Source organism: Paenibacillus sp. BSR1-1 (assembly GCF_030403775.1).
In the GTDB taxonomy this organism is placed as follows: Bacteria; Bacillota; Bacilli; order Bacillales; family Cytobacillaceae; genus Neobacillus.
The window spans coordinates 1-18,486 of record NZ_JAQMWQ010000040.1 but is presented as its reverse complement, the minus strand read 5'-3'; the positions used below and the strand labels follow the sequence as shown (position 1 = coordinate 18,486).

The following is an 18,486-nucleotide window of genomic DNA, read 5'->3' as shown; positions in this document are numbered from 1 at the left end:
TCATGAAACAATATATTACATTATCAGAAGAAGTACGTGCTGCTAAGGAACAAGGAAAACCAATCGTTGCCCTGGAGTCTACGATTATCTCTCACGGTATGCCTTATCCACAGAATGTGCAAACTGCCCGCGAAGTGGAACAAATTGTCCGTGATCATGGAGCCGTACCAGCTACTATTGCGATTATCGATGGAAAAATTAAAATCGGTCTATCCGATGAAGAGCTTGAAATGTTTGGTAAAAGTTCAGATGTTGCCAAAGCATCACGACGTGATTTAGCCTATTTAATCGCAACCAAAAAACTTGGGGCTACAACGGTTGCTGCAACCATGATTTGCGCAGAAGCTGCAGGAATTAACATCTTCGTAACGGGCGGTATTGGCGGTGCGCACCGGGGTGCTGAGACCACAATGGATATCTCTGCAGACCTTGAAGAGCTTGGACAAACAAACGTCGCGGTTATTTGTGCGGGTGCCAAATCAATTCTAGATTTAGGGTTAACCATGGAATATCTTGAAACAAAAGGTGTACCTGTTATTGGCTATCAAACTGACGTACTCCCTGCTTTCTATACACGCAGTAGTGAATTCGCGCTAAACTTACGTGCTGATGATGTCGACACAATCGCTTCTACGTTAAAAGTAAAATGGGATTTAAACCTTAAAGGCGGAGCGGTTATCGCCAACCCAATTCCTGAAGAATTTGCTATGGATGAAAAAGTTATTAATGGTGTCATTGAAGCTGCCTTAAAAGAGGCTGAAGAAAAGCATATTTCTGGTAAAGATGTAACACCATTCTTACTAGGCAAAGTCAAAGACTTAACAGAAGGCAAAAGTCTGGATGCTAACATTGCTTTAGTGAAAAACAATGCCGTTGTTGGAGCTAAAATAGCAGTTAGTTTCAATGCAATGAAATAATTTAGTTTGGGGAGCGGATCGCTCCCCATTTTTTATAGATACTTTCTGAGCTTTTCCTTTGTTTCTTGGTCAGCAAAGGATGCTTCAACACTGTTGATGTAGATTTGTTTATATTCCTCGTAATTAGCATTAAATTCTTCGAAAACGATATTGCATTCATTTGCCATCGTTGTATTGGAAACGGTTCTGTTGTCTGTATTTACGGTTACCTTGATGCCATCCTTGTGGAAATCATAGATGGGATGATCACTATATTGATTCACTGCTTTTGTTTGGACATTGCTCGTCGGGCACATTTCCAGCACCACTTGTTTTTCCTTCACAATGTTATAGGCCGCCTCGCAGTCTCTGATAAAAACCCCATGGCCGATTCTTTCAGCACCTAAAAGCTCAACGGCTTCCAGCACATTTTCGCCGATTCCCGTTTCACCTGCATGAATAGTGACTCTGTATCCATATTCTCTGGCAAGAGCGATTGGCTCCACGAATTTTCTAGAGAATCCAGCTTCTTCGGAAGCACATAAATCGATCGCCGCAACCCCTTTACCTAGAAATCTCTTTCCTTTTTCAACAACCTCAAAAGCACTTTCCGGAGACATCGTTCTCATGCATGACAGGATTATATTTCCCTTAATATCGAATTGAGCTTCTGCATCCTTCATTCCCTCTATCACACTTTGGATGATTTCTTCAACGTCCAATCCTTTTTTCGTATGAAGTAAAGGTGCAAACCGTACCTCCATGTATTTCACATTTTCCTTAGACGCATCTTCAAACAGCTCAAACGTAATTCTTTTTAGATTTTCCTTTGACTGCATGACGAGGTTGGGTATTGCAAACTTCTCCAAATACTCTTCGAGCGATTCACAGTCTAACGGTGCAACGAGATCCTTTTGGAGCTCATCTATATCAAAAGAAGGCAGTTTAATCCCCTCTTTCTTCGCAATCTCAATAATCGTTTCCGGTCTAAGACTGCCATCTAAATGGCAGTGCAGTTCTATTTTAGGTAATGTTTCGAAATTCATTGTTGACCTCCTAAATTTTTTTAAAATAAAAAAAATTCCTGATTACGAAGAAAATACAGTTACGTGTACCTTCTTCGTAATCAGGAATTAATGGTTCCTGGTAGAAACCTCCAAACCATATTATTGGAGTTATACGAATTTTTTTCATCAATTTTTATAAAGGATAATAGAATTTATTTTTATTGTCAAGCAGCTCATCCAAACAAGTAATGTTTACCAGCGCATTCTGCTATAATTTTTATAACAATATTAAGAATAAGAAAGGCAGACTTTATGAAAAAAATAATACTCTCTATTGGAGTAGCCATTTTTATTATTTTCCTATTTTTATTTGGCACTTATAAATTAATGAATGCTAGAACATTTCAGCTATTCGGCGGCTTAACCAATCAAGTGGAGACCAATCAAAAAGTGGTTGCCCTAACGTTTGATGATGGTCCTACCAAAAATGTCGAGCAAATCCTTCCTTTATTAAAAAAATACAATGCGAAGGCTACCTTTTTTCTAATTGGTAACGAGATCGAGAAATCTCCTGAAGAGGCAGCAATGATTGTGAAAGCGGGCCACCAGGTTGGCAATCATACTTATTCCCATAATCGAATGATCTTTAAATCTCCTTCATATATCAAAGATGAAATTGAAAAAACTGATCGATTATTACGGAAGGCGGGGTATAAAGGAGAAATCGATTTTCGTCCGCCAAACGGGAAAAAATTATTCGGGCTTCCCTTTTACTTAAGTAAACATAATCGAGATACGATTACTTGGAATCTTGAGCCGGATACCTACTACACCACTGCCTCTGATAAAGTGAAGTATGTAGCGGATCATATTAAACCAGGTTCGATTATCCTGATGCATCCAATGTATGATCGCACGGGCAATGAGCTAGAGGCCATTGAAGGTATATTAAAGACCCTATCGGACGAAGGTTATAGGTTTGTAACCGTTAATGAACTTCAAGAAATGGGAAGCAACTGAGTTTAAAAGGTGATGAAATGACAAACATTAGAGATTTGGCAAAAATGGCTGGAGTATCAGTAACGACGGTGTCCCGTGTGCTAAATAATCATCCATATGTGAGCGAGGAGAAACGGAATGCTGTTTTTGATGCCATCAAGCAAAGTAACTACCAGCAAAATATTAATGCCGTCCATTTAAGTATGGGTAAGACTTTCCTTATTGGTGTGGTAGTTCCTTTTATTGAGCATCCTTATTTTTACTTGCTTATAAAAGGAATGTCAGTCGAAGCCTTAGAAAACAACTATAAACTGGTTTTAATTCAAACAAACTACATGGAATCCAGAGAACTGGAAGCCATGCAAATGTTAAAACAAAAGCAAATTGATGCGTTAATTATTTGTTCAAGAAAGTGCGATTGGCAGACTATCGAAGAATACCTGCCATATGGACCCATTATTTTATGTGAAGATACACGAGGGAAAAACGTCCCTTCTACCTTTGTGGATCATTACAAAGCCTTCCTGTTCGCCTTCGACTATTTATTTCAAAAGGGGCATAGAAAAATTGGCTACTGTATTGGCCGGCGATCTGGTACAAATAGCAAACAGAGAGAAATGGCGTTTAAGGAATTTACAGCGAACCATCATTTACCCTATGAGCATGATTATATTTTTAATCATTGTCTTCATTTTGAAGATGGGGAACAAGTCATTCACCGAATAACACAAATGATTGATCCTCCTACTGCCTTATTGGTGACCAATGATGATGTCGCTGCCGGCATTGTCATGTGCGCCCAAAACCGAAACCTTTCTATTCCCGGAGACCTTGCCATCATTGGCTTCAATAACCAGCCTATCGCGAAAATGATGAATATCACGACAATCGAGATCCCGCTGGTGGATATTGGGAGAAAACTGTTTCAACATGCGATAAGACAAAACAGCAAGATTGTCTATGATGAAATACCCGTGAAACTAATTGAGCGTAAAACTGTTTAGACTTGCAGTCATAAGTGGCTGCAAGTCTTTTTTTCCTCAAAAAACGCTTGACCTGAAACGCGTTTCATAAATTATTCTCTAATTGTAAGCCATGCAACACCAAGCCGGCGTGATCAGGATTCTCTGAGCGTAACGGCGGGTGTTGCATTTTCCACGGAGGTGTATGAAATGCAAAAACCAATTGTGTTTTTTGATATCGATGGAACATTATTAACCGAAGAAAAAACCATTCCCGATACCACAAAGAAAGCAGTCCGCTTGCTCCAGGAAAAAGGAATTCACACCGTTATTGCTACTGGGCGTGTGCCAAAGATGTTTTATTGGATTCAAAAGGAATTAAATATTGATTCCTACGTATCTATGAATGGACAATATGTAGTCTTTGAAGGGAAAGAAATTTACGCAAACCCAATTGATTCGGAAAGGCTGCAATCACTATCGAAAATGACTGAAAGCAACGGTCATGCATTGGCCTACTGCAGCCATAACGATTTCAAAGCAAGTGTTAAAAATCATCCGTTTATCGAGTCTGGTTTTGATGCCTTAATGATGTCCTATCCTGAGGTAAACCCCGATTTCTATAAACATTCATCCATTTATCAAGGACATCTATACTGCGAAAGTAAGGATGAGAAAATGTATGCCGATCACTTCCCTGATCTTAGTTTTGTGAAATGGCATGATTGTGCTTACGATATTCTTCCTAAAGGTGCATCAAAAGCAGTTGGCATCCGAAAAATGCTGGAAGTATTGGATATGAAGATTGAAGACAGTTTTGCCTTTGGGGATGGGTTGAACGATTTGGAAATGCTGACGGAGGCCGGAACGGGAATCGCCATGGGAAACGCTGTACCTGAAGCTAAGGCTGCCGCCGATATCATCACCACTTCCTCCTCGAATAACGGCATTCTTAATGGTCTGATTCAGGTTGGATTATTAGAGAGAAATCTTGTTTTATAATTATGAAAAGGGTACCCACGGTCCAAGCAGGTACCCTTTTCATTATTTTGCTCCAATTTCCCGGCGCACGACTGGCATTACTTTTGTGGCTAAAAGCTCGATGCCTTTTGCCACTTTCTCAAAAGGAAGACCGCCAATATCCATTTGGGCGATAAACCGTTTATGTCCAAATAACTCATATTGTCTGAGGACTTTTTCAATAATTTGCTGTGGACTTCCCACAAACAACGCGGTTTCGGGACTGGCCAACTGTTCAAAATCCGCTCTCGACATGCTGGCGTCCCGGCCCATTTGAAAATTGAAGTATTCCCAATAGTTAGCGTAATAAGGAAAAAATTCTTCTTTCGCCTTTTGAGTTGTTTCCGCTATATAGGTATGACCTGTCACACCAACCTTTAACACTTCAGGAGCATGACCTGCTTCACCTGCGGCCTGCCGGTATGCATCGACTAAAGGCTTAAACCGAATTGGATCACCACCGAGGATTGCTAATGCTAAGCCTGTTCCCAATCTTCCAGCCCTTGCAGCACTTTCAGGAGTCCCGCCAACCCCAACCCATAATGGGATATTTTTTTGAGCTGGCCGGGGGGCAATTTCGGCATTATACAATGGTGACCGAAAACGTCCTTTCCATGTAACCCTTTCGTTTGCGCTCAACTCTTGAAACAACTTAATGTTTTCTTCAAATAAATCATCATAATTTTCAAGGTCATATCCGAAAAGCGGGAAGGACTCAATAAAAGCCCCACGCCCGGCCATAATTTCTGCCCGCCCATTAGACAAGAGATCGAGTGTTGCAAAATCTTCGAATAAACGAACAGGATCTACAGTACTTAATACTGTTGTCGTACTTATCAGTCTAATTCTTTTTGTAACTTGAGAAATCGCAGACAAGACCACAGGCGGTGCTGATACTGCATAGTCTAACCGGTGATGTTCACCAACACCGAATAAGTCGAGACCTGCCTGATCAGCGATTTTTGCTGCTTCGATGATTTCTTCGAGACGCTTTTGGGCGCTGATTGTTTTACCTGTATGTGGGTCAGGACCTAAGTCAGCTAATGTATAAATGCCAAATTCCATTCCAGAATGTTCGTCCTGTTGCTTTACGTCCAACATTTGTTATCCCCCAAAGTATGTTAAATCACTAATCGAATTTGGTTTCCGGATGGATCACTTGTTATATAATAGTCGGCTTCTTTGGTAATTGGGGCACCTATATGCTTCAATTGGTTTATGATGCCCTCTCTAGTATATTCGTTCGGAAAAACAAGTGTGTACCAATTTAAACCAACACTGTTTTTAGGCGGGGCCTCTACACCTGTACCCTGCCACGTATTGATGGCTATATGATGATGGTAGCCGCCCGTAGAAAGGAACGCAGCTTGTGGATAGTAGCTAACAACTTTAAATCCAAGGCCTTTTGTATAGAACTCTTCTGCCTTTTGCAAATCACCTACGTGCAAGTGAATATGCCCCATCAGCGTTCCAGCCGGCAGGCCCTTCCATTCAGCATTGCTTTCGGCAAGGATTCCCTGCCCGTCAAGTTCTTCAGTAGCCATTGAGACCAATCCGTTGTTCCAGGTCCACTCTGCTGAAGGACGGTCGCGGTAGACCTCGATCCCATTTCCGTCTGGATCATTCAAGTACAAGGCTTCACTCACATAATGATCAGCTGCTCCTAATGGGTAGCCGGTTTGGAGCAGGTGCCGTAAGAAAACAGATAAATCCGCACGGGTTGGCAGCAAAATGGCAAAATGATACAGCCCTGCAGTGTGTCCTGCTTTTGGAATGACATCTGCAGGCTGTTCAAGCGTCAATAACGGTGTTTTCCCGTCAGTTGTTAGGACTGCTTTCCGCTCCGTTTTCTCCAGTACTTGTAAACCGATGATATTTTGGTAAAAGTTTAGCGAGTAATCTAAGTTTTTCACCTTAATATTGACCTCGCCCACATATATATTTGGTGATTGATGGAATTTCTCCATAATCGTCACACCTCTTCCTATGTTCTTTTTTCATATGGTTATTTTTTCTTTTCTTACATCATTCATTCAGTCTTAGTTATTATTACATCTAAAATTATATCTCCGATTTATTTTAAATTCAAATATTTTTAATTCGAGATTTATTTTTAGTTTTAAATAGACTCTGTTATATTTGATTGTTGATTTCCGCTCCAGGCGCTCGCTTTCCGCGGGCGTGCCGGGGAGCCTCCTCGGCGCTTTGCGCCTGTGGGGTCTCCCCAGCCCCGTACTCCCGCAGGAGTCGAGCACCTTCCGCTCCAATCAACAGAGTATAAAAAACAACATTATCATTTAACAGAGCCTTTTAATAAAATTCCTACTATTCTAAAAATATAGTAATATAAAATATAGAGAAAATATGGGGGTATGATATTGACAAAAAGAAAACTGGCTTTCTTTATACTTAGTGGTCTTATTTTATTATTCTTAATTGTAACCGGTTTCAACACTTTCACTGTAAGATCGAAACAACCTTCGCCACATCCTGCAAAAATGACAATAAACCAAGATGAAGCAGTTCAGCATTTATCCAAAGCGATCACATTTAAAACCGTTTCTTATCAAGACCGAAGTAAATTTGATTTTAAGGAGTTTGATAGGTTTATTACTTTTTTACAAGAAAGTTTTCCAGAGGTTCATCAGAAGCTTTCGTTTGAAAAAGTAAATGGCTATGCCCTAGTTTATAAATGGAAAGGTTCCGATGCCAGTAAAAACCCAATCGGCCTGACAAGCCATTATGATGTTGTCCCTGTATTAAAAGGAACGGAAGCCAATTGGAAGCAGGATCCCTTCAGCGGTGCAGTTGTTGACGGGCGAATTTGGGGGCGGGGAACCTTAGATGACAAAATTGGCGTCACCGGCATTCTGCAAGCTGTTGATTATCTATTAAAAGAAGGCTATGAGCCCGACCGGGATATGTATTTTATGTTTGGCTTCGACGAAGAAATCGGCGGTGACGAGGGGGCAAGCAAAATCGTCGATGCTCTTAAGGCTAGAGGAATTACGTTTGAATATGTTTTAGACGAAGGCGGAGCAATTGTTGAAAAAATGGTGCCAGGCGTGACTCAGCCAGTTGGTGTGGTCGGTATTTCTGAAAAGGGATCGGCAACGGCCGAATTATCGATTGAAGGCAGCGGCGGTCATTCCTCCCAGCCAAAGGATCACACCAATATTGGAAGAATAGCCAGTGCAATTGCTAAATTAGAGGATACCCAGTTTAAAGGCGACCTTAGAGGTCCTGGGGAAGACATGTTTGAATTCGTTGCTCCTGAAATGAGCTTCGGAATGAAGTATGTGTTTGCTAACAAGGCGATTTTTAAGCCAGTTATTGAAAAAATTTTACTAGGACAGCCTGCATCTGCCGCATTAATTCGGACTACGATCGCGCCCACGATTTTTCAAGCTGGCGAGCAGTACAACGCTTTGCCTGAGAAAGCCTCTGCGATTATTAATCTACGGATAATGCCTGGGGATTCCTTGAACGAAGTAAAACGATTCATTGAAGACACAATTGAAGATGATGATATAAAGGTGACAGTGACTGGGAGCGAAGCCTCAAAGGTATCCTCTGTTAACAGCTGGCAATTCAAGTCGATTCAGCAGGCGGCTAGAAATGTTTATCGTGATGCTGTTATTGCACCCTATTTAATGTTTGCCGGCTCTGATGCGCGGCAATATGATCCTGTCGCCAAAAATACCTACCGGTTCCTCCCTGTGCAAATTACCTCCGAGGACCTGAACCGGATGCATGGTACGAACGAGCATGTTTCTATTGAAAATTACATCAACGCGATTAAGTTTTATGTGGAAGTGATTAGGGAAGGTAATAAAGGAAAATCTGTAGAGTAATTTTTGATATGGAGGACACGAGGCTTTTGTTTACAGCTGGCCGTGTCCTCTATTGCTTTTATTGCAGACTAGGTTCTTCCCTTTTTGGGGTCCTATGTCCTTTATCGCCCTTATAGCAGACTCAGCTCTTCATTTCTTCATAAAAATCGAACAAAACACTTTGATCCGTCCTTCTATACATAGTCTTTACACTCTCTTAACACTAGGTTAAGAAAAAATCCATCATTAACTAATAAAATGGTATTAACAAACTCATTGGAGGGATTGGATGAAGATTACCGTTGCTGGAGCAGGATATGTAGGACTTGTCACAAGTGCAGGTTTAGCAGATATTGGACATAACGTAACATGCATAGACATTGAAAAAGACAAAATTGACATGCTTCAAAACGGCCGTTCTCCGATTTATGAGCCTGGACTGGAGTCACTCATTGAAAAAAATCTGCTTAACGGGCAGCTGCAATTTACCATGAACCCCGAGCAGGCCTATTCAGGAGCTGATATCATTTTCATTGCGGTCGGCACTCCTGAACAGCAGGATGGTTCAGTAGATCTAAAATACATTCATGTGGTTTCCCATACGATTGCTCATTATATCAATAAGGATGTAATTGTCTGTACAAAAAGCACAGTCCCGGTTGGAACAAATGAGTTAATTAAACAAATTATTCATAGCCGCAAGTCTTCTGCTATTAAAGCTGAGGTGGTCTCAAGTCCTGAGTTTCTCCGCGAGGGATCTGCTGTCCTTGATTTTTTTCAAGGAGACCGGATCGTGATTGGCGCTGATGATCCTGATGCTGCATCGATTATGGAGCAAATTTATCTGCCATTGAAGATTCCCATAATGAAAACGGATATTCGAAGTGCAGAAATGATTAAGTACGCCTCTAATGCCTTTTTAGCTGCAAAAATAAGCTTTATCAACGAAATTGCTAATCTATGCGAAAAAGTGGGCGCCAATATCGAAGAAGTCGCATTTGGAATTGGTCAAGATAAACGGATCGGCCATGATTTTCTTAAGGCCGGCATTGGGTATGGGGGCTCTTGTTTTCCGAAAGATACGAAAGCACTTGTGCAGCTTGCGGGAAATGCTAAGCACCAATTCGAATTGCTCGAGGCTGTCATAAAAGTAAATAACCGTCAGCAAACCCTTCCGGTTATAAAAGCGAAGGAAATCCTTGGCTCGTTAAAAAATAAAAAAGTAGCTGTGCTAGGTTTAGCCTTTAAACCTGATACCGATGATGTTCGGGAGGCTGCTTCGTTGAAAATTATTAAAGAACTCCTTGAGGAGGGCGCTAATGTTAGAGCATATGACCCGATTGCAATCCCGAATGCTAAAAAGGTTTTAGGGGATAGCGTCGAATATGCATACAATATTCACTACGCTCTTTATGAAGCCGACATTGCTATGATTCTGACTGAGTGGGAACAAATAAAGCATGTACGGCTGAATATGTTTCAAACTTATATGAAAGAACCTATTGTTATTGATGGGAGAAATTGCTACTCACTTGAGGAAATACAAAAGTATCCGATAACGTATCTTTCGATTGGAAGACCTGATGTTTATAGAGATAAACCAAAAGATGAGTTACGTATTATTAATTTATAAGGGGAATTGGCGATGATGAGATGGATCAATGTGTTTTATGGCTTCGACTGCCGTGTGTTTCAAACGGTGAATCGACATTTTGATAAAAAGCTGTTAAATCTATTTTTCCGTGTAGTCACACATTTTGGCGGAGCAGACATTACCATCGCTGCAGCCTTCGTTCTCCTTTTCATCTCAAGAGGGGAAACTAGATTGATTGCCATTGCCAGCGCTCTCGCTTTATCGGCCAGCCATATTCCTGTACAGATTGCTAAGCGGTTGCTGCCAAGAAAAAGACCTTATTTGATAATAGAAAAAACAAAGTTCCCAGCCAATCCATTACAGGATCATTCTTTCCCTTCAGGACATACAACGGCATTTTTTTCCGTTGTAACCCCGTATATATTATTCCTGCCGCAGCTTTCTTTTTTCCTCATTCCTCTAGGGCTGTGTGTTGGAATTTCAAGAATTTATTTAGGTCTTCACTATCCTTCTGATGTTCTTGCAGGCGGGATTCTTGGAATCGGCACGGGAATTTTATGCTTCTGTTTATTATGGTTCTGAAAGATTCGGTGAGGAGGGATTTTATGAAGATTGCTATTTTCACTGATACCTTTTATCCCGATGTTAACGGGGTTGCCAGGACGCTTAAGCGGCTGACGGATTACTTTGAAACGAAGGGGATTACTTTTAAAATCTTTGCACCTGATTCAAACGGCAGGGAGTTGGTCTCTAACAATATACATCACTTAAGAAGCCTCTCTTTTTTCCTTTATCCTGAATGCCGTTTCGCTTTGCCAAATCCATTTTCCCTCAAATCTGAATTACAACGTTTTTCGCCAGATTTAATTCATGTGGCGACTCCTTTTAGTACCGGGCTCTGTGGAGTCTATTATGCAAAAAAATTAAACATCCCCCTCGTTGGTTCCTATCACACCAATTTCGATGATTATTTGAAATACTATGACCTGCAATTTCTAACCGCAATCGTCTGGAAATATATGCATTGGTTTCATCAATCATGCGAAAAGCTTTTCGTTCCCTCTAGTGAAACATTAAGGCTGCTTAGGCACCGTGGATTTTCAAACTTAGAAATATGGCCTCGCGGCGTGGATTGCCAGCTTTTCCATCCTCATTATAATAAAACGGCGGTTCATGAGCGTTACGGCCTGGGTCAAAAATACCTGCTGACTTTTGTTGGCAGATTAGCCCCTGAGAAAGATATCGAAACACTACTTGCTATTGCAAATTCCCTTCCAGAAGATATAAATGAAAAAATACATTGGCTAATTGTCGGGGATGGTCCGTTACGCGAGGAAATGGAGGCCCGTCAAACATCCTCCAACATGACGTTTACGGGATACCTAAGCGGAAGTCGTTTAGCCGAGGTCTACGCAGCTTCCGATTTATTTGTATTTCCCTCCCCTACGGAAACCTTCGGGAATGTTGTTCTAGAAGCGCTCGCAAGTGGAACCCCCGTAATTGGGGCGAATGCTGGGGGTGTGAAGAACATTATTCAAACTAGGGTTACAGGCCATCTATGCCCCGTGGGGAATGTGGAGGAATTCAAAAAATCCATAATCCATCTATTAATAAATAACGAGCTAAGGAAACAAATGGGAATTAGAGGAAGAAACTACGCTCTAAAACAAAGCTGGGATCAAATATTCGAAAACCTAACCATCCACTACACCAAAACACTCAACGAACATAACCAACAAAAATATGCCTAAAAAGTGAGTAATGGTGTCAGGCACCACTAGTGGACAAATGTCCACTAGTGGTGCACACCATTGAAATCCTATCATTCTATCAATATTCGCGCCCTAGTTCTATAGCGGTTCCTTTTTCACTGTTGAAGTGGGAAATCCTGAATGCAAGGCTGAAGTCTTCGAATTTGCAGCGGTATTTTTCTAGTTGGTTTTGGCCGCAGGAGTTGCTGCCGAGTCCATTTTGTTTGTAGTCCAGATTTAAAACAAGATAATCTCTAGGTTTCAAATCGATCGTGTGCTTTGCTTTCTCAAGGTCATCAATTTCAAAATAGGAAGCACTAAAGTTGAACGTTTCATCTGAGATAAAGATAAGTCCGTTATTGTCTTGATCGGTAAAGCTTACCCAGTCGCAATCTGAACGGTTGCCATTTTCTTGCGGCTTTACATAATTAGTGAACAACCCATCGACAGATGAACTGAAAACCCCTAAATGGTTTGCCTCCTTTGAATCCGGATAACTCTCACCCGGACCTCTGCCGCGCCATTGTGTTTCAACAAAATCTCGATTTAGATGCATGTTTACCCCTAAACGCGGGATCATAACCGGAGCATTTTCCTTCAGACCAGATGCAGCCCCATTAATACGGCAAACAATATCGCCGTCAGGATAAATACTGTAATGATATTGAATTTGATAATACCAAGAGCTGTTTGTAGTACCGTAAAGGGCATCCGTATGCCACTCAAACACTCCGTCTTTCAATTCATATTGGATATCCTCAACAATTTCATGGCCTAAATGCATAAAATATTTCTGGCGATAATCATCTAGAAGATACATATCATTATCAATTGGCGCCCGCCAAAAATTAAACTGTGGTCCCTTTTCAATCTCAACCACACCATTACGGATCACTTGTTTCAAGGTTCCTTTGACACAATCAAATGTTACCGTAAAGTCGGAACCGCTGACATTTAGAAAAGCGCCTTTCCTTATAACCTGAAGATCTCCATTTAAATGCACTTTAGGCATTTTCGCTTTCCCTGGGAGCACGAAGGAGGCATTTGCTAATTCGTGGCCCTTCGCTGCCCATGGTGTATCCTGTTTTAGTTTATATGAAAATACTAAATAATAATGGGCACCGTTGATTTTCTCGATACTCTTTCCTGCATTCAGCTGAATCTCTGCTGTTTCACGCCCAGCCAGCCTCGGAAGCTCTACTAGATAGCTTTCTAATAACTTATCATCCTCATACAGTGAACAGGTTAATTCCAAATAATCTAATGAAAGAAAATCATATCGATTAATTAGACGGAACACGCTATTTTCTATATCGATACATTCCGTTTGAACTGGCTCGATCACCTTTTTATATTCAAATAAACTTGGTGACGGCGTTCCATCAGGCATAATCAACCCATCAATACAAAAGTTGCTATTCGTCGGATCATCACCAAAATCTCCGCCATACCTATAGTAAACCGAACCATCCTCCGCCACGGTTTCAATTCCGTGATCAAACCATTCCCAAATAAATCCGCCCTGCAGTTTATCATATTTATAAAATAAATCCTGATATTCTTTAAGATTGCCAGGTCCATTCCCCATCGCATGGGCGTACTCACAGAGAATATGCGGTTTCGGTGATTTTTCAATCACCTGATCCATTGTCAGCCTTTTCTTAAAAGGCTCAAGCCACGTATACATCGTGCCGTAAACATCGGTCACTTCTGCCTCAAAATCTCCTTCATAATGGACAAGCCGGGTCGGATCCATTTCCTTCGCCCGTTTGGCCATCGTACGGAAGTTACAGCCAAATGAGGATTCATTACCAAGTGACCACATTATAATACATGGATGGTTTTTATCACGTGCAATCATCCTTTCAAGCCTTGAAACATAAGCCGTTTCCCAAGCGGGGTCATCGCTGATCCAATCATATTTTCCAGTCAGTTCAAAGCCGTGGCATTCTAGATCCGTTTCATCAATGACATACATGCCATAAAAATCGCAAAGGTCATAAAGATAAGAGGCATTTGGGTAGTGAGCTGTACGGATGGCATTAATATTGTTCTGCTTCATCGTCTTGATGTCCCGCTCAATCTCCTCTATCGTCACCACACGCCCTGTCTTGGGATTATAGTCATGGCGGTTTACCCCCTTTAACTTGATCGCCACCCCATTGACGAGGAATGTATCCCCGGCCATCACAACCGAGCGGAATCCTACAGGCTGGTGAACCACTTCTATTATTTCTCCATCTGCCTTGACTGTCATATAAAGATGATAGAGCACAGGCTGCTCCGCACTCCACTTTAATGGTGCAGTAATATTTTCCCTTAAAGCTTCATCCGTCTTTTTTTCCTCTATAAAAACTTGATTTCCTTCCGGGTCAATTAATTCATAAACAATGGTTTGCTCCCGCAGTTCAGTCAATTGAACGGACACGGATAGTGTTGCATCCACCCATTCCCGATCAAACTCAGTTTTTACAGTATAGTCATAGAGTCCGATAATTGGTCTAGAGTACAATTCAACATCCCTGAAAATCCCACTTAACCACCACATATCCTGGTCCTCTAAATACGTCCCATCTGACCACTGGAATACCCTTACAGTCAAGGAGTTCACGCCTTCACGGCATAATTCAGAAATATCAAATTCAGATTGAATCCGTGCACCTTTACTGTAGCCGGCGAATACTCCGTTGACATACAATTCGTAGGCAGAATCAACGCCATTAAAGCGAAGGATCAATTGCTCTGTGCAAAAGCTGCGGTCCAACATAAATTCACGCCGGTATATCCCTGTCGGATTATCAGTAGGAACACGTGGCGGGATAATCGGAAAGTTATACCACAAATCTGAATAATGCATGTTTCCGTACCCCTGCAGCTGCCAGTTTCCAGGAACGATAATATCATCCCATTCCTTAAGGTCCAAATCATCTCGATAAAAGCCATCCGGCCCATATTCCGGCGCTTCTAGGAAAAGAAACTTCCAGGTACCATTTAAATTTTGATAATAGTGGCTTTGTCTTGCATCACCCGTTTCCGCTGCTGAGCGAGTTGGATAACTTACATAATGAGCGCGGGCGCTCAAACGGTTAATCCCGTCTGTTTGAATATCTTCCCATCTTTTTACTTTTTTCATAAGTATCACACCTTGATAGTTATTCTTTTACCGATCCACCTAAAATCCCGGAGATAAAATGCCTTTGCAAGAGTAAGAAAAAGATCATGATCGGGATTGTCGATAAAGTGGTTCCAAGCATGAGCTGCCCATAATCAATCCGCGCCATTCCAATTAGGCTCGATAACGCGACAGGCAGTGTAAACATTTCTTTTGAATTCATCGTAATAAGCGGCCAAAGCAAGCTATTCCACTGGGACATAAACAGAAAAATAGAAACGGCTGCGAGCGCTGGCCTTGTTACTGGGAGAATAACTGTAAAGAAAATTCGCATTTCCCCTGCCCCATCCACTCTCGAGGCCTCAATAATCGAGTCTGGAACAGCCTTCATATTTTGCCTCATTAAATAAATTGCAAAGGGGGAAGCAAGCGTCGGCAAAATAATTGCTTGATACGTATTCAGCCAATTAAAGGAGACCATCATTTCAAACAATGGGATTAACGTTACCTGGGAAGGAATCATTAACGTACATAGAATAATGAAAAAGAATACCTTCTTCCCCTTAAATTGAAATTTGGCAAAAGCATAGCCAGCCATCGCGCTAATTAACGTGCTGACAAATGTATAAACAAGGGCAATAAATAAGGAATTCCAGAAAATCTTACCAATCCCTAATGACTCATTCAGGGATTGATAATTTTTCGCCAAGTAATCACCTGGCAGAAGCTTAGGCGGCAGATGAAAAATATCACCTGACGGTAAAGTTGAACCGACCAGCATCCAATAGAAAGGTCCAATCGATAAGATAACCCCCGCAATCAATAAACTATAGATCCCTATTTTTCGAGAAGTGATCATTCCTCATCACCTACCAGCTTCATTTGAATCCAGGAAACGATGGCCGTAATGATAACAAGAACATAGGCAATCGCAGACGCATAGCCAAAATCAAAAAACTTAAAGCCTGTTTCATATAGATAGAGCGTAATCGTCATCGTAGCGGCATTTGGACCGCCATTGGTCAAAATAAACGGTTCATCAAATAGCTGCAGCGTTCCAATGGTGGACATCACAACGGTAAAAATAAACACCGGCTTCAATTGCGGAATCGTAATCATGAAAAATTGCTTCACTTTTCCTGCCCCATCCATACTCGCTGCCTCATATAAATCAGCCGGGATATTTTGCAAGCCCGCTAAAAAAATCACCATGTTATATCCGGTCCATCTCCAGGTCATGACGAGAATAACTGAGACCTTTGCCCAAAATGGAGTGTTTAACCAAGAAATCGCATCCAGTCCTAGGAATGATAATAAATAGTTAACCAGCCCGAAATGCTCATCTAATAGAATCATAAAGACAATCGAGGCTGCTGCAAGCGCTGTAATCGCAGGCATGAAATAAGAGATTCGAAAAAAAGCCTTGCCTCTTAACATCGAGGAATGGAGCCCCACCGCGATTAATAATGAGAAAAAGAGCATGATTGGGACTTGGACAATCAAAATCTGAAAGGTATTTAATAGAGATTTATAGAATATGGGATCCTGAAATAAGCGAGAATAATTAGCAAATCCCACAAATGATTTCTGGACGCCACGAACCTCTTGAAAGCTTAAAATAAATGAAGAGATAACCGGATAGACAGTAAATATTAAAATTAATAGAAATGCCGGCCCGATAAAGAAATAGGGAGCATTTTTTGGAGTTAACACATTTTTTCTCGTTTTGACTCGAAGGTTTGCTGTGGTATTTACCACCTTTTCTGTTTGATCCAAACGAGCCACCTCCCTAACTTAGGTAAAATGAGAGAGCTGAGAGGAGTGGGAACACCGCCTCTCAGCTCTCCTTAAAATTATTTTTTGACTTCATTTTCTAATTGTTTTTGTGCATCCTTTAAACCAGACTCTACCGATTTATTTTCAAGTAAAATAGCTGCCTGGGCATTACTTGTTAGGGCACTTGCTTTTGCTAGGTGTTCATTTACATTGATTTTTGGTATCTGATCGACAATATCGGCAAATTTTTTGAAAATCGGGCTATTATGAAAGTACTCGCTATTGGCTGTAAATTGTGGTGCACTATAGGTCTCCTTCAAGGATGGAAAAAGTCCATATTTTTCAAAACCTAACAATTGTGATGTTTGATCGGTCGTAAAAAATTCGACGAATGCATAGGCTGCAGATTGATTTTTGCTTGTTGAAGGAACCAACAAGGACGAACCGCCGACGTTTGCAAACCTCGTGCCGCCCTTTTCAAAGCTTGGTAAATAGAATACATCCCATTTCCCCTTTAAATCTGGAGCCTGGTCCATAATCGAACCCGCATACCAAACACCATAAGGAACAGTGGCGACACTTCCATTTACAGTGGCGGTCACAATCCCATCCCAGCCTTTATTATTCAGGATTAGATCCGCATCATGAAGCTTTTTGATGACCTCCATTGCCCTGATGGCTTCCTTGGACCCGAGGGTAATTTTCCCGTCCTTATCAAAATACGAGAGCCCTTGCTGCTGCATCATCATTTGGAAAACACCGTCATAATTCGGGATATCAATCGGAAGCATCTGAGCACCTGTTGCGGCTTTAATTTTCTTACCTGCTTCAATGTAATCATCCCAAGTTTGAATGGAATTAGGGTCCACATGGGCCTTTTCAAAGTAGTCTACACGGTAAAACACACCTGCCGGCCCAATATCCCATGGAGCGGCAATGAAATCTCCCTCTTTATTCTGAACAGCCGCTACTTTTGCTGGATTGAATGAATCCTTGTATTTGTCATACCCAAGCTTGTTTAATTTTAAAAATCCTTCAGGAAACTGGTGCAGGTAGCCTGGGATTCGTTCATCCTCCATCAACACCACATCTGGAAGTCCGGAGCCTCGTGCCGCAAGGCCAACCGTTAACTTGTCATAAAGGTCAGAGCTATTAAAATCCTCCACCTTAACTTTTACGTCCGGATATTTTTTCTGAAAGTCCTTTACCGCTGCTTTCATCGTTGCTGCCGCAACGTCCCAGCCCCATACTGTAATAGTTCCAGCTGGATTTTTTGAATCCCCTGATTTCCCTTCATTACCTGCTGTTTTATTGGAGCAGGCGGATAACAATAACAACAGCAAGACAAGCATCATCGACATGTACTTTTTCATTTTATAGCCCCCTATTTTCTAGGCTCTATTAAACTTAGTTGTTGATTTGCGCTCCAGGCACTTCGCTTTCCGCGGGCGTGCCGGGGAGCCTCCTGATATGAACGAAACTTTCAAGGCCCCCACTCTACATCAGGTTTTGATCTACTTTTGACCAACTCTAAGA

15 protein-coding genes and 1 riboswitch are annotated in these 18,486 nt (G+C 41.5%); of the genes, 8 read left to right on the top strand and 7 right to left on the bottom strand.

Annotated features, from left to right (window positions below; translation table 11 throughout):
* The first annotated feature begins 2 nt into the window (after positions 1-2).
* Entirely contained in the window at positions 3-917 is a 915-nt protein-coding gene (locus tag PH210_RS29205; protein ID WP_223594304.1) for a pseudouridine-5'-phosphate glycosidase, read from the top strand.
* Positions 918-949: 32 nt separating this feature from the next.
* On the opposite strand, the gene add is transcribed toward PH210_RS29205, so the two are convergent.
* Complete coding sequence (gene add / locus PH210_RS29200) at positions 950-1,942, bottom strand: adenosine deaminase (protein WP_289990196.1); 993 nt, start codon at positions 1,940-1,942, stop codon at positions 950-952.
* Positions 1,943-1,999: 57 nt separating this feature from the next.
* A riboswitch (purine riboswitch) is annotated at positions 2,000-2,099 on the bottom strand.
* Positions 2,100-2,215: 116 nt separating this feature from the next.
* Between add and PH210_RS29195 the strand changes: the two genes are divergently transcribed.
* The 3 genes from PH210_RS29195 (at position 2,216) to PH210_RS29185 (ending at position 4,866) form a co-directional block, all read left to right on the top strand.
* Positions 2,216-2,923, top strand: a complete 708-nt coding sequence (locus PH210_RS29195) for a polysaccharide deacetylase family protein (RefSeq protein ID WP_289990195.1) — start codon at positions 2,216-2,218, stop codon at positions 2,921-2,923.
* 17 nt (positions 2,924-2,940) lie between these two features.
* Positions 2,941-3,906 carry a LacI family DNA-binding transcriptional regulator gene (locus tag PH210_RS29190; RefSeq protein ID WP_289990192.1) on the top strand — a complete coding sequence of 322 codons (966 nt, stop codon included), beginning with the start codon at positions 2,941-2,943 and terminating at the stop codon, positions 3,904-3,906.
* Positions 3,907-4,074: 168 nt separating this feature from the next.
* Positions 4,075-4,866: a Cof-type HAD-IIB family hydrolase gene (locus PH210_RS29185; RefSeq protein WP_289990191.1), complete on the top strand. Its 792-nt coding sequence runs from the start codon at positions 4,075-4,077 to the stop codon at positions 4,864-4,866.
* A 42-nt stretch (positions 4,867-4,908) separates the two neighbouring features.
* Here PH210_RS29185 and PH210_RS29180 read toward each other — a convergent pair whose 3' ends face one another.
* Positions 4,909-5,985, bottom strand: coding sequence for an LLM class flavin-dependent oxidoreductase (locus tag PH210_RS29180; RefSeq protein ID WP_289990189.1), 1,077 nt, complete (start codon positions 5,983-5,985; stop codon positions 4,909-4,911).
* 20 nt (positions 5,986-6,005) lie between these two features.
* The gene (locus tag PH210_RS29175) at positions 6,006-6,851 is read right to left on the bottom strand and encodes a VOC family protein (RefSeq protein ID WP_289990187.1); all 846 of its coding nucleotides are present in this window, start codon (positions 6,849-6,851) and stop codon (positions 6,006-6,008) included.
* Between the two features lie 411 nt (positions 6,852-7,262).
* Here PH210_RS29175 and PH210_RS29170 point away from each other — a divergent pair, with 411 nt between their 5' ends.
* From PH210_RS29170 to PH210_RS29155, 4 genes are all read left to right on the top strand, one after another.
* Positions 7,263-8,738 carry a M20 family peptidase gene (locus PH210_RS29170; protein ID WP_289990186.1) on the top strand — a complete coding sequence of 492 codons (1,476 nt, stop codon included), beginning with the start codon at positions 7,263-7,265 and terminating at the stop codon, positions 8,736-8,738.
* A 268-nt stretch (positions 8,739-9,006) separates the two neighbouring features.
* Entirely contained in the window at positions 9,007-10,350 is a 1,344-nt protein-coding gene (locus PH210_RS29165) for a UDP-glucose dehydrogenase family protein (RefSeq protein WP_289990185.1), read from the top strand.
* A 12-nt stretch (positions 10,351-10,362) separates the two neighbouring features.
* The gene (locus PH210_RS29160) at positions 10,363-10,893 is read left to right on the top strand and encodes a phosphatase PAP2 family protein (RefSeq protein WP_289990184.1); all 531 of its coding nucleotides are present in this window, start codon (positions 10,363-10,365) and stop codon (positions 10,891-10,893) included.
* A 23-nt stretch (positions 10,894-10,916) separates the two neighbouring features.
* The gene (locus PH210_RS29155) at positions 10,917-12,062 is read left to right on the top strand and encodes a glycosyltransferase family 4 protein (protein WP_289990182.1); all 1,146 of its coding nucleotides are present in this window, start codon (positions 10,917-10,919) and stop codon (positions 12,060-12,062) included.
* Between the two features lie 79 nt (positions 12,063-12,141).
* Here the strand turns inward: PH210_RS29155 and ebgA are convergent, their stop codons facing one another.
* From ebgA to PH210_RS29135, 4 genes are all read right to left on the bottom strand, one after another.
* Positions 12,142-15,195, bottom strand: coding sequence for a beta-galactosidase subunit alpha (gene ebgA / locus PH210_RS29150; protein ID WP_289990180.1), 3,054 nt, complete (start codon positions 15,193-15,195; stop codon positions 12,142-12,144).
* A gap of 19 nt (positions 15,196-15,214) precedes the next feature.
* Entirely contained in the window at positions 15,215-16,033 is an 819-nt protein-coding gene (locus tag PH210_RS29145) for a carbohydrate ABC transporter permease (protein WP_289990177.1), read from the bottom strand.
* Positions 16,030-16,887: a carbohydrate ABC transporter permease gene (locus tag PH210_RS29140; RefSeq protein WP_289990213.1), complete on the bottom strand. Its 858-nt coding sequence runs from the start codon at positions 16,885-16,887 to the stop codon at positions 16,030-16,032. Before PH210_RS29140 ends, PH210_RS29145 begins: the two co-directional genes overlap by 4 nt.
* A gap of 140 nt (positions 16,888-17,027) precedes the next feature.
* Positions 17,028-18,323: an ABC transporter substrate-binding protein gene (locus tag PH210_RS29135; protein WP_289990175.1), complete on the bottom strand. Its 1,296-nt coding sequence runs from the start codon at positions 18,321-18,323 to the stop codon at positions 17,028-17,030.
* Positions 18,324-18,486 lie beyond the last annotated feature (163 nt).